At 69.7% G+C, this 12,600-nt stretch carries 9 protein-coding genes; 5 read left to right on the top strand and 4 right to left on the bottom strand.

Annotation, left to right across the window (positions count from 1 at the left end; all coding sequences use genetic code 11):
- The first annotated feature begins 113 nt into the window (after window positions 1-113).
- From RAB71_RS10445 to RAB71_RS10425, 5 genes are all read left to right on the top strand, one after another.
- A complete protein-coding gene (locus RAB71_RS10445) occupies window positions 114-2,330 on the top strand; it encodes a methyl-accepting chemotaxis protein (RefSeq protein WP_041500149.1) in 2,217 nt (738 codons plus the stop codon).
- Window positions 2,331-2,427: 97 nt separating this feature from the next.
- Window positions 2,428-3,294, top strand: a complete 867-nt coding sequence (locus RAB71_RS10440) for a CheR family methyltransferase (RefSeq protein WP_010343315.1) — start codon at window positions 2,428-2,430, stop codon at window positions 3,292-3,294.
- Entirely contained in the window at window positions 3,291-3,893 is a 603-nt protein-coding gene (gene cheD, locus RAB71_RS10435; protein WP_010343316.1) for a chemoreceptor glutamine deamidase CheD, read from the top strand. Before RAB71_RS10440 ends, cheD begins: the two co-directional genes overlap by 4 nt.
- Complete coding sequence (locus RAB71_RS10430; RefSeq protein WP_041500147.1) at window positions 3,890-4,963, top strand: chemotaxis response regulator protein-glutamate methylesterase; 1,074 nt, start codon at window positions 3,890-3,892, stop codon at window positions 4,961-4,963. The genes cheD and RAB71_RS10430 overlap by 4 nt, the downstream gene beginning before the upstream one ends.
- Before the next feature lie 4 nt (window positions 4,964-4,967).
- Window positions 4,968-7,565 (top strand): EAL domain-containing protein, encoded by a 2,598-nt coding sequence (locus RAB71_RS10425; RefSeq protein WP_010343319.1) that lies wholly within the window; start codon window positions 4,968-4,970, stop codon window positions 7,563-7,565.
- A 136-nt stretch (window positions 7,566-7,701) separates the two neighbouring features.
- Here RAB71_RS10425 and acnB read toward each other — a convergent pair whose 3' ends face one another.
- The 4 genes from acnB to RAB71_RS10405 all read right to left on the bottom strand — a co-directional run bounded on the left by acnB (window position 7,702) and on the right by RAB71_RS10405 (window position 12,562).
- Window positions 7,702-10,293 (bottom strand): bifunctional aconitate hydratase 2/2-methylisocitrate dehydratase, encoded by a 2,592-nt coding sequence (acnB, locus tag RAB71_RS10420; protein ID WP_010343320.1) that lies wholly within the window; start codon window positions 10,291-10,293, stop codon window positions 7,702-7,704.
- Between the two features lie 52 nt (window positions 10,294-10,345).
- Window positions 10,346-10,753: a type II toxin-antitoxin system VapC family toxin gene (locus RAB71_RS10415; RefSeq protein ID WP_010343321.1), complete on the bottom strand. Its 408-nt coding sequence runs from the start codon at window positions 10,751-10,753 to the stop codon at window positions 10,346-10,348.
- Window positions 10,750-11,013, bottom strand: a complete 264-nt coding sequence (locus RAB71_RS10410; RefSeq protein WP_010343322.1) for an AbrB/MazE/SpoVT family DNA-binding domain-containing protein — start codon at window positions 11,011-11,013, stop codon at window positions 10,750-10,752. The genes RAB71_RS10415 and RAB71_RS10410 overlap by 4 nt, the downstream gene beginning before the upstream one ends.
- A 115-nt stretch (window positions 11,014-11,128) precedes the next feature.
- Window positions 11,129-12,562 carry an OprO/OprP family phosphate-selective porin gene (locus RAB71_RS10405; RefSeq protein WP_010343323.1) on the bottom strand — a complete coding sequence of 478 codons (1,434 nt, stop codon included), beginning with the start codon at window positions 12,560-12,562 and terminating at the stop codon, window positions 11,129-11,131.
- Between the last annotated feature and the right edge of the window lie 38 nt (window positions 12,563-12,600).

Below are 12,600 nucleotides of genomic sequence, written 5' to 3'. Positions count from 1 at the left end.
GATGACCTCCGCCGCGTCGGCCCCCTGTCGCCGCCCTCGCCTCGCCACGTCCTCGCCGGCTGACCCGCCGGTCGCCCCGTCCTTTTCAATCCGCTGCTGCACATGGAATGCCCATGAACGTCCTCGCGCACCTGAAAATCCGCGACAAGCTGATCGTCGCCTTCGCCGTGACCACGCTGCTGACCTTGGTGCTGGGGGCCCTCACCTACTCGCGCACCAATCTCTCGATCGCCGAGTTCAGGCGCATCCAGCACGACTGGGTACCGGCGACCCAGGCCATGGCCGAGGTACGCGCGCAGCTCGGCGAATTCCGCACCTACGAACTGGCGCAGTTGGCGCGCGCGGACGATCCCAAGGCCCAGGCCGACTACTTCAAGCGCATGCAGAAGGTGCGCACCGAGGTGGCGAAGAACCAGCAGGTCATCGCGACGATGATGCGCGATGCCAAGCAGGTGCAGATGTACGCCGGCGTGCAGGAAACCCTGAAGGCCTACCTGCAGGCCAACAACGAGATGGGCGCCGCGCTGCGCGCCGGCGACGTGGCCGGCGCGCAAACGATCTCCGACACCCGGTCGCGGGCGCTGCGCCGCACCCTGTTCGATCGCATCGTGGCGCTCACCGAGTACAACGTCGCCGAACTGAATCGGGAAATGGACCGTGCCGACAGCCAGTTGTCCAACACCAAGACGCTGATCCTGGCGCTGCTGGGGCTGGCCGTGCTGTTCGCCGGCGTCACCGCCTGGCTGATCGCGCGCGGCATGGCGCGCCAACTGCACGCGGCCAAGCGTCTGTCGCAGGCGGTGGCGCGCGGTGAACTGGAGGGCGCCACCTATCCGCACGGCAAGGACGAGATCGGCGAGCTGATGGACGACATGCTGATCATGCGCTCGCGCATCCACACGGTGATCCGCGCGCAGGAAGAGATGGCACGCCAGCACGCGTACGGCACCATCAGCTACCGCATGGACGAGAACGCCTTCCCGGGCGAATACGGGCAGATGGTCAAGGGCACCAACGACCTGGTGGCCTCGCACATCGCGGTGAAGATGCGCCTGCTGGACATCATCAAGCGCTACGCGATCGGCGACCTGTCCGAGGACATGGACCGCCTGCCCGGCGAAAAGGCCGTGCTCACCGAAACCATGGACATGGCCAAGCAGAACCTGACCGCGATGAGCGAGCAGATCAAGCAGCTGGCGGAGGCGGCGGCGGCCGGTGCGTTCGGCACGCGCGGCGACCCCGAACGGTTCCAGTACGGCTTCCGCACGATGGTGCAGGACCTCAACGCGATGATGGACGTCAGCGACCGCAACCTGGGCGAGCTGTCGACGCTGCTGCAGGCCATCGCCGCCGGCGACCTCACCGCGCGGATGCACGGCGAGTACCACGGCGTGTTCGGGCGCATGCGCGACGACGCCAACGCCACCGCCGCGCAGTTGGCGGCCATCGTCGGCCGTATCCAGGCCGCCGCCGCCAACATCAATGTCGCCTCCACCGAGATCGCCAGCGGCAACGGCGACCTGTCGCGCCGCACCGAGCAGCAGGCCGCCAGCCTGGAGCGCACCGCCGCCTCGATGGAGGAACTGACCTCCACCGTGAAGCAGAACGCCGAGTACGCGCGCCAGGCCAACCAACTCGCCGCCGGCGCGGCCGCCGTCGCCTCGCAGGGCGGCGACGTGGTCGGCCAGGTGGTCACCACCATGAACGGCATCGAGGCCTCGTCGAAGAAGATCGCCGACATCATCGGCGTCATCGACGGCATCGCCTTCCAGACCAACATCCTGGCGCTCAACGCGGCGGTCGAAGCCGCCCGCGCCGGCGAACAGGGCCGCGGCTTCGCCGTGGTCGCCACCGAAGTGCGGACGCTGGCGCAGCGTTCGGCCAACGCCGCCAAGGAGATCAAGGGCCTGATCGACGAGTCGGTCGGCCGCGTCGCCGAAGGCTCGGCCCTGGTCGACCAGGCCGGCCGCACCATGCAGGAGATCGTGACCTCGGTGCAGCGCGTCACCGACATCATGAGCGAGATCGCCGCCGCCTCGCAGGAGCAGTCGGCCGGCATCGAGCAGGTCAACCAGACCGTGGTGCAGATGGACGAGAGCACCCAGCAGAACGCCGCGCTGGTGGAGGAAGCCACCGCCGCGGCGCGCTCGATGGAGGACCAGGCCGGCCAGTTGGGCGCGGCCATCGCCGCCTTCAAGCTGGACACCTACCACGGCGTCGCCGCCAACGCGCCGACCGCTCCCGCCCGCACCGGAACCCGGCCGGTGGCGCGGCCGCGGCCGGCCATCGCGGCGGTCGCGACCAGCGAGGCGCAGTGGCAGGAGTTCTGAGCAGGCAAGCCACCGCCGGCGGCCGTCCCTGACCGCCGGCTGTCAATTTCGGCCGCGCCCGGCCGATAACCCGATTGACCGACCATCGCTGCGCACCATGGCCATCCAGACTCCCGCTTCGCCCTCCTCCGGTTCCGACAATCGCGACTTCGACTTCAGCGACCGCGATTTCAAGCGGGTCTGCGACCTCATCTACCAGAAGGCCGGCATCGCCCTGGCCCCGGCCAAGCGCGACATGGTCTACGGCCGGCTGTCGCGGCGCCTGCGCGTGCTCGGCCTGCGCTCGTTCCGCGACTACCTGGACTGGCTGGAGCGCGACGGCGGCGACGAATGGGAGGCGTTCACCAACGCGCTGACCACCAACCTGACCTCGTTCTTCCGCGAGCCGCACCATTTCGAGCGGCTGCGCGAGGAGCTGCAGAAGCATTCCGGCGCCGCCCCGCTGAAGATCTGGTCCTGCGCCTCGTCCACCGGCGAGGAGCCCTACTCGCTGGCGATCACCGCCTGCGAGGCGTTCGGCACGCTGACCCCGCCGGTGCGGATCCTGGCCACCGACGTCGACACCCAGGTGCTGGCCACCGCCTCGCGTGGCGTGTACGCGCTGGAGCGCGTCGCCAGCCTCGATCCCGCCCTCAAGCGCAAGTACTTCCAGCGCGGCAGCGGCGCCAACGAAGGCCAGTGCCGGGTGCTGCCGGCGCTGCGCGACCTGCTCGAATTCCGCCAGCTCAACCTGCTGGAGCCGCGCTACGACGTGGCCGGCCCGTACCTGGCGCTGTTCTGCCGCAACGTGATGATCTACTTCGACAAGCCGACCCAGCGCGGCATCCTGTCGCGGCTGATTCCGCACCTGGACGAGGATGGCATGCTCTACACCGGCCATTCGGAAAACTATCTGCATGCGGCCGACCTGATCCAGCCCTGCGGCCGCACGCTGTACCGCCGGGCGCAAAAGGATCGCGCATGAGCCCCGCCGCCATGGCCGTAGACCAGGTGATGCGCTATCACGATACGCGCTTCCAGACGACGGCGGCCAAGCTGCTGCCGACCCAGTACCTGGTGGTGGACGACGACACCGCGCTGACCACGATCCTGGGGTCGTGCGTGGCCGCCTGCATCCGCGACCCGCTGCTGAAGATCGGCGGCATGAACCACTTCATGCTGCCCGACGGCCAGAGCGGCGATGGCGCACCGGCACGCTACGGCAGCTACGCGATGGAAGTGCTGATCAACGACCTGCTCAAGCGCGGCGCCGCCCGCAACCGCCTGGAAGCCAAGGTGTTCGGCGGCGGCAACGTGCTCAAGGGGTTCACCAACAACCCGGTCGGCACGCGCAATGCCGACTTCGTGCTGAACTACCTGAAGGCCGAGCAGATCCCGGTGGTGGCCGAGGACCTGCGCGGCATCCATCCGCGCAAGATCTGGTTCTTCCCCGGCACCGGCCGCGTGGTCGTGCAGCGCCTGCCGCACGCGCACGAGGAGGCCGAAATCGCCGCGGCCGAGTCGGCGGTGCGTGCCCGTCTCACCAAAGCCCCCGTCACCGGCGCCGTGGAGTTGTTCGAATGAGCCTGGAAGCCCCTTGCCGCGTGCTGATCGTCGACGACTCCGCGGTCGTGCGGCAGATCCTCACCGAGATCCTGTCCGGCGCCCCCGGCATCGAAGTGGTCGGCTCGGCCGCCGATCCGCTGCTGGCGCGCGAGAAGATCAAGCGCCTGAACCCGGACGTGATCACCCTGGACGTGGAAATGCCGCGCATGGACGGCCTGGCGTTCCTGGAAAACCTGATGCGGCTGCGGCCCACGCCGGTGGTGATGATCTCCTCACTCACCGAGCGCGGCGCCGACACCACGCTGCAGGCGCTGTCGCTGGGCGCGGTCGATTTCGTCTCCAAGCCCAAGCTCGACGTGGCCCGCGGGCTGGAGGGCTACGCCGAAGAGATCGTCACCAAGGTCAAGAACGCGGCCAAGGCCAAGGTCCGCGCGCTGGACCGGCCGGCCGCGCCGAAACCGGCCGGCGCCACCGCCACGCCCGCCGCGGTGTCCTCGCTGAAGTTCCGCACCACCGACCGGCTGATCGCCATCGGCGCGTCCGCCGGCGGCACCGAGGCGCTGCGCGTGGTCCTGGAAGGCATGCCGGCCGACGCCCCGGCGGTGGTGATGACCCAGCACCTGCCGGCCGGCTTCAGCACCGCCTTCGCCGACCGCCTCAACCGGCACTCGGCGATGGCCGTGCGCGAGGCCACCGAGGGCGAAGCGATCCTGCCCGGCCACGCCTACCTGCCGCCGGGCGGCAAGCACCTGCAGGTGATCCGCGACGGCGCGCGCTGGCGCTGCAAGATCGACGACGGCCCGCCGGTCAACCGGCACAAGCCGGCGGTGGACGTGCTGTTCCAGTCGGTGGCGCGCAATGCCGGCGCCAACGCCATCGGCGCGATCCTGACCGGCATGGGCGACGACGGCGCGCGCGGCCTGCTGGAAATGCTGCAGGCCGGCGCCAGCACCCTGGTCCAGGACGAGGCCACCAGCGTGGTCTGGGGCATGCCCGGCACCGCCTTCCGCATGGGCGCGGCGCAGGAAGTGTTGCCGCTGGACAAGATCGCCGAGCGGCTGATCGCGCTGTCCGTGCAGGCCCGCTGAGACCATGCCGGGCCGCCGCCTCGTCACGTCGAGCGCGCCCAACGACGCCAGCGTGGAAGCGGCGCGGGTCGCATCGGCCCGATCTGAGCTGGATCTGCTGCTGTGCCTGCAATACGCGCCCGAAGGCGTGCTGATCGTCGATCCGCAGGGGCGCGTGGTCGCCTTCAACCACACCGCCGAAGCGCTGTGGAACCGTCCACGCGCGCAGGTGCTGGGGCGTCCGCTGGGCGAGCTGGCCGATGCCGAGGTGCGCGACGACTTCCTCGCGCATTGCCTGCACGACAGCGGCAGCGGCAGCTACGAGCTGCTGACACACGACTATGAGGGCGCGGCGCGCTGGCTGGCGGTGAGCGCAGCGCGGGCCCCGCAGCACTACAGCCAGCTGCAGGTGCTGTTCGTCCGCGACATCAGCGCCCAGCGCGCCCGCGATGCCAGGATGCGGCTGCTGTCGCTGGCACTGGACTCCAGCGACGCGGCCATCGTCGTCTGCGATCCGGAGTTGAACATCCTCTACGTCAATGCCGGCTTCAGCCAGGTGTTCGGCTATGCCGAGAGCGAAGTGCTGGGGCATCTGCCGAGCAGTGTGCTGACCGGCCCCGGTACCGACATGCAGACCGTGCAGCACACCCGCGAGCGCGTGCGCGCCGGTTTCGGCCACCAGACCGACATCCTCGCCTACCGCAAGGACGGCACCCCGCTGTGGGCCACCCTGGTCGCCACGCCCATCGCCGGCGAGGACGGCAGCCAGCAGCACTACATCCTCTCGTTCACCGACATCACCCAGAGCAAGATGCACGAGGTGCTGCACAAGAACGTGCTGGATGCGCTGGTCCGCGAACAGCCGCTGGTCGAGGTCGCCACGCTGATCTGCAAGGAGGTCGAGCGCATCGCGCCACAGCTGATGGCCGCGATCGTCAGCGTCGACGGCAGCGGCCGCCTGCAGCCGCTGGCGGCGCCGAGCATGCCGGTGCGGTTCGGCGAGACCATGAGCAACATGCGCGCGGGACCGCGTGCCGGCGCGCTCGGCACCTCGATCTGGCGCGGCAAGCAGGTGCTGGTGCTCGACCCGCGCACCGACCCGCTGTTCGCCGACTACATGGGGCTGGTGGACCATGTGCAATTGGGCACCTGCGTGGCCACCCCGATCAAGTCCAGCAGCGGCCGCGTCCTCGGCGGCTTCGCGCTGTGCTACCGGCAGGTGCGCGAGCCGCTGGCCTGGCACCTGCGCCTGATCGAACTGTGCGTGCACCTGTGCGCGCTGGCGCTGGAACGCGAGCAGACCAGGGCGCGCGTTCACCAACTCGCCTTCTACGATTCGCTCACCGGCCTGCCCAACCGGGTGATGTTCAGCGCCCGTGCCGAGCAGGCGCTGGCCGCCGCCGAGCACCAGGGCATGCCGGTGGCGATCCTGTTCGTGGACATCGATCGCTTCAAGCGCGTCAACGAAACCCAGGGCCATGCCGCCGGCGACGGCCTGCTGCGCGACATCGCCCGGCGCATCTGCGACACCCTGGGCGTGACCGACTTGGTCGGCCGCCAGGCCGGCGACGAATTCGTGCTGATGCTGCCGCACTGCAGCGCCGAGCACGCCGCCGGCGTCGCCGAACGCCTGCTGCTGGCGCTGGCCGAACCGGTGGTGGTGGGCCAGATGACCCTGCACCCCAGCGCCAGCATCGGCGTGGCGATGTTCCCCGAGGACGGCACCGACATCGAGACCCTGCTGCGCCATGCCGACCTGGCCATGTTCCGGGCCAAGCACGAGGGCGGTCAGAGCGTGCGCTACTTCAGTTCCGACATGAACCGCATGGCGCAGGAACGCGTGGCGATGGAGACCGCGCTGCGCGAGGCCCTGCATCGCGACAGGCTGCAATTGCACTACCAGCCGCAACTGGACAGCCAGGCGCCGCATGCGCTGTACGGCGTGGAAGCGCTGCTGCGCTGGGAGCATCCCAACCTCGGTGCGATCTCGCCGGCGCGATTCGTGCCGATGGCCGAGGAATGCGGCCTGATCGACGAACTCGGCCACTGGGTGTTGCGCGAGGCCTGCCGGCAGATGGCCGACTGGCGCCTGCGCGGCATCCCGGTGCCACGCGTGGCGGTGAACCTGTCGGCCAACAATTTCGCCGATCCGCAGCTGCCGGTGCGGGTGGAGGGCCTGCTCGCCGCCTCCGGCCTGCAACCGGCCGACCTGGCCCTGGAGATGACCGAGAGCGTCATGCTCTCCAACCCCAACGCGGTGCTGGCCAACCTGCGCCAGCTGCAGGCCAGCGGCGTGCTGCTGTCGTTGGACGACTTCGGTACCGGCTACTCCAGCCTCAGCCATCTGCACCAGTTGCCGGTCAACGAACTGAAGCTGGACATGAGCTTCGTCAGCGACCTGGAGCACTGCCAGACCTCGCGGACCCTGACCACCTCGGTCCTGCGCATCGGCGAGACCCTGGGCCTGCATACCGTTGCCGAGGGCGTGGAAACCGAAGCGCAACGCGCGTTCCTGGCGCGGCTGGGCTGCCGCGTGCTGCAGGGCTTCCTGTTCGCGCCGGCGCTGCCGGCCGCGGCGCTGGAACACTGGCTGCAGGGGCGTGCGCCCGCGCTGCCGGCGTGAGCGTAGCCTCAGCGCGGCCAATCTGTCGCGCATCGCAACGCTGGCAACACCCACAAAAAAGCCCGGCACTGCCGGGCTTCTTCGTTGCGACGGTGCCGCATGCGCGGCACCTCGCGTCAGCGCATCGCCGGGGCGATCAGGCTGCGACCGTGGCGGCCACGTCCTGGTAGTCCTGGATCTGATCGAAGTTCATGTAGCGATAGATCTGCTCGCCGCTGGTCTTGATCACGCCCACGTCGGCCATGTACTCCTCCTTGGTCGGGATCCGGCCCAGGCGCGAGCAGATCGCCGCCAGTTCCGCCGAGCCCAGGTACACGTTGGTGTTGCGGCCCAGGCGGTTGGGGAAGTTGCGGGTGGAGGTCGAGAACACCGTGGCGCCCTCGCGCGCCTGCGCCTGGTTGCCCATGCACAGCGAGCAGCCCGGCATTTCCATGCGCGCGCCGGCGGCGCCGAAGGTGCCGTAGTGGCCTTCCTTGGTCAGCTCCGAGGCGTCCATCTTGGTCGGCGGCGCGACCCACAGGCGGGTCGGGATGTCGCGCTTGCCTTCCAGCAGCTTGGCCGCGGCGCGGAAGTGGCCGATGTTGGTCATGCACGAGCCGATGAACACTTCGTCGATCGCCGCGCCGGCGACGTCGGACAGGGTCTTCACGTCGTCCGGATCGTTCGGGCAGGCCACGATCGGCTCGTGGATGTCGGCCAGGTCGATCTCGATCACCGCCGCGTACTCGGCGTCGGCATCGGGCTCGAGCAGCTGCGGGTCGGCCAGCCACTCCTCCATCTTCTTGATCCGCCGCGCCAGCGAACGCGCGTCGGCGTAGCCTTCGGCGATCATCCACTTCAGCAGGGTGATGTTGCTGGTCAGGTACTCGACGATCGGCTCCTTGTTCAGGCGCACCGTGCAGCCGGCGGCCGACCGCTCGGCGGAGGCGTCGGACAGTTCGAACGCCTGCTCCACCTTCAGTTCCGGCAGGCCTTCGATCTCCAGGATGCGGCCGGAGAAGATGTTCTTCTTGCCCTGCTTGGCCACGGTCAGCAGGCCCTGCTTGATCGCATACAGCGGGATCGCGTTGACCAGATCGCGCAGGGTCACGCCCGGCTGCATCTGCCCCTTGAAGCGCACCAGCACGCTCTCGGGCATGTCCAGCGGCATGACGCCGGTGGCGGCGGCGAAGGCCACCAGGCCGGAACCGGCCGGGAACGAGATGCCGATCGGGAAGCGGGTGTGCGAGTCGCCGCCGGTGCCGACGGTGTCGGGCAGCAGCATGCGGTTGAGCCAGCTGTGGATCACGCCGTCGCCCGGGCGCAGCGACACGCCGCCACGGGTGGAGATGAACTCCGGCAGGGTGTGGTGGGTCTTGACGTCCACCGGCTTCGGGTACGCCGCGGTGTGGCAGAACGACTGCATCACCAGGTCGGCGGAGAAGCCCAGGCAGGCCAGGTCCTTCAGCTCGTCGCGGGTCATCGGGCCGGTGGTGTCCTGCGAACCCACCGAGGTCATCTTCGGCTCGCAGTAGGTGCCCGGGCGCATGCCCTGGCCTTCCGGCAGCCCGCAGGCGCGGCCGACCATCTTCTGCGCCAGCGAGAAGCCCTTGCCGGTATCCGGCGGGTCCATCGGCAGGCGAAACAGGGTCGAGGCCGGCAGGCCCAGGAACTCGCGCGCCTTGGCGGTGAGGCCGCGGCCGACGATCAGCGGGATGCGGCCGCCGGCGCGCACTTCGTCGAACAGCACGTCCGACTTCATCGCGAACTCGGCGATCACCTGCCCGTTCTTCAGCGCCTTGCCTTCGTACGGACGCAGCTCGACCACGTCGCCGTGCTCCATCTGCGACACGTCCAGCTCGATCGGCAGCGCACCGGCGTCTTCCATGGTGTTGTAGAAAATCGGCGCGATCTTCGAACCCAGGCACACGCCGCCGAAGCGCTTGTTGGGGATGTACGGGATGTCCTCGCCGGTCCACCACAGCACCGAGTTGGTCGCCGACTTGCGCGAGGAACCGGTACCGACCACGTCGCCGACGTAGGCGACCAGGTGGCCTTTGGCCTTGAGGTCGGCGATGGCCTGGATCGGGCCGCGCTTGCCGTCCTCTTCCGGCTCGAACGGCGCGCCGTCGCGCTTGTTCTTCAGCATCGCCAGCGCGTGCAGCGGGATGTCCGGGCGGGTGGTGGCGTCCGGCGCCGGCGACAGGTCGTCGGTGTTGGTCTCGCCCGGCACCTTGAACACGGTGATGGTCAGGCTCTGCGGCACTTCCGGCTTGCTGGTGAACCACTCGGCCTCGGCCCAGCTCTGCAGCACCGCCTTGGCGTGCGCGTTGCCGGCCTCGGCCTTCTCCTGCACGTCGTGGAAGGCGTCGAAGATCAGCAGGGTGTGCTTGAGGCCTTCGGCGGCTACCGCGCCCAGCTCGGCGTTGTCCAGCAGTTCGACCAGCGGATGGATGTTGTAGCCGCCGAGCATGGTGCCCAGCAGCTCGGTGGCGCGGGTGGGCGAGATCAGCGGGGTGGTCTCGCTGCCGAAGGCGACCGCGGCCAGGTACGAGGCCTTGACCTTGGCGGCGTCGTCGACGCCGGCCGGCACGCGGTGGCTCAGCAGTTCGACCAGGAACTGCTCTTCGCCGGCCGGCGGATTCTTCAGCAGCTCGATGACCTGCGCGGTCTGCTGCGCGCTCAGCGGCAGCGGCGGGATTCCGAGCGCGGCGCGCTCTGCAACGTGGTGGCGGTAGGCTTCCAACATGCGGGTTCTCCGGAAAAAAACGGTGGGGATGAGCGGTAGCGGTTGCGCGGCGTCAGCCGGCGGGCTTGGGCACGATGATCTTCAGGCCCTTGAAGTAATCGCGGAAAAAACCGTCGTCGCGGGTGATCAGGCCATCGCATTGCAGCAGCGCATGCGCCCCGATCAGGAAATCGGCCACCACCCGCTCGCGCTTGCCGCCGCGGGCGCGGAAGCGGCGCTGCATCTCGCCGGCGCGCAAGGCCGACTTGGCCTCCAGCGCGCTGAAGCGGATGCTCATGTCCTCCAGCACCGACAAGGCCTCGGCGCCGTCGCGCAGCGCGCTGCAGACCTCGGCCAGGACGATGTCGCAGACCACCACCGGGCCGGTGCTCAGGCACTGGCGCAGGCAGGCTTCGGCGGCGTCGGCCTGCGGGCCGTCGGCCAGCAGGTCCACCAGCACGGACGAGTCGATGGCGATCATGCGCCGGCGTCGGGTTCGGGCTCGAACGGATCGCCGGGGGCGCGGCCGCGGATCGCGCGCATCGCCTCGTCGGTGCTGGCGAAGCCGTCGAGCTTGAAGCGGCCGCGGGCGCGCGAGATGGCATCGTCCACGCTCTTGCGCAGGATGATCCGGCCGCCGTCCAGTTCCACTTTCAGGATGGTGCCCTTGCTCAGGCCGAGCGCATCGCGCACGGCCTTGGGAAGGGTGATCTGACCGCGTTCGGCGACAGTGGCTTCCATCGGTGTAGGCCCGGTTCGGTATGCACGGATTATACATACCCAAGCGGTCATACCGCCAGCGACGGACGTGGTGAGGCACGACCTCGCGCCGGCCGCCCTGCTCTCGTTCAGCTGCTCAGAACGCCACCTGCAGGCGGGTATTGAAGGTGGTGCCCTGGTCCCGGCCCTGCACCGTGCCGCTGCGGTTGTCGGTCTGCCAGCGGATCACGTCGAGCATCAGCCGGCTGACATCGTTGAGGTACCAGTTGGTCCCCAGCGTCCAGGCGTTGCCGCGGCCGCCACTCGGCAGTTCGGCGTAGTCCACGTCCTCGTAGCGCAGCTTCAGTTCCCAGGCGCCGGCGCCGCCGGCGGTGACCGGGTCGGCGACCTTGACCCGGCCCCAGGTCCCGGTCTTGGCGGCATACGCGGGCAGCGCGCCGGACAGGAACCAGCCGGCCGACACCGCCCAGGCCTGGTGATCGAGATCGTAGCCGCCGGCCGCGCCACGCCCGCGCAGGTTGCGCGTGCCCCATTCGGCGCTGGCCCAGGCCGGGCCGAAGACGCCGGCCAGTTCCGCACCGTAGGCGTCGCTGCGCTGCGCGCCCAGCAGCGTTCCCGGCGCGATCTTGACCTGGTCGTTGAAGTGCCCGGCGATCGCCGAACTGCGCAGCACGCCGCTGGCGCCGGCGGCGATCTCCTCGTGGAAGGCCCAGGCACCCACGTGCACGGTCGCGGCCTTGCCGACCAGCGGATTCCAGTGCGCGCGCGCCGCCCAGGTCAGGCTGTCGTTGTCGTCGCCGGCGTTGTTGAGGTCGTTGCCCGCCACCGACAGGCTGGCGTGCCAGTCGCGCCCGTAGACGCGCTCGGTCAGGCCGACGCCGAACAGGCCGCGCTGCGGCAGGATCAGCGTGCCCACCACGTTGCGGTCCTGGAACGGGGTGTTGGAGGTGCTGCTGGCGCCGTCGATGCCGCGATCGTTGAGGCGATTGCCCACGCTCAGCTCGGCCGGCAGGCCGAACAGGCGATGGTCGACGCTGGCGTACACCGATTTCCAGGCCACCGCGTTGTCGGCGAAGTCGCCCTCCACCACCCAGCCGAGCTGGCCGTAGCGGCCTTCGGCGCCGAGCCGCACCGAGCGGATCTCGGTGCCGGACAGGTTGCGCTGGCTGGCGGCGGAACCGTCGGTACTGGAGGCATCGACGAACAGGCGGCCGCGCGGACGGAACACCACGTTGCCATCGGCGCTGGCGAACTCCGGGGCGCCCTTCGACCACGACACCTTCGGCGCCTTGGCCTGCGCCGATTCGAGCGCGGCGACGCGGCCTTCCAGCGCCGGTGCGGTGGTGGCGGGCGCCGGACTCGGCGCGGCGGGGGCCTGCAGCGCGTCGAGCCGCGCCTGCAGCTGCTGGATCTGCTGCGCCTGCTGCCGCACCAGCACGGTCAGTTCGGCATGGCTCAACGTGGCCGGCGCGGCCGGCACGGTTTGCGCACCGGCTTCGTTGGCGCCGCCGAGCAGCAGGCCGAGCGCGAGCGTCAGCGCTGCGCGGGGCAGCACGGGATGGGGATGCATGGATGGGTCTCTCCGGCCAGCCGGGCGCCTGGCCTGGC

Origin of the sequence: Xanthomonas sacchari (assembly GCF_040529065.1) — a bacterium.
Taxonomy (GTDB): Bacteria; Pseudomonadota; Gammaproteobacteria; order Xanthomonadales; family Xanthomonadaceae; genus Xanthomonas_A; species Xanthomonas_A sacchari.
This window is presented reverse-complemented; position numbering and strand designations above follow the sequence as displayed.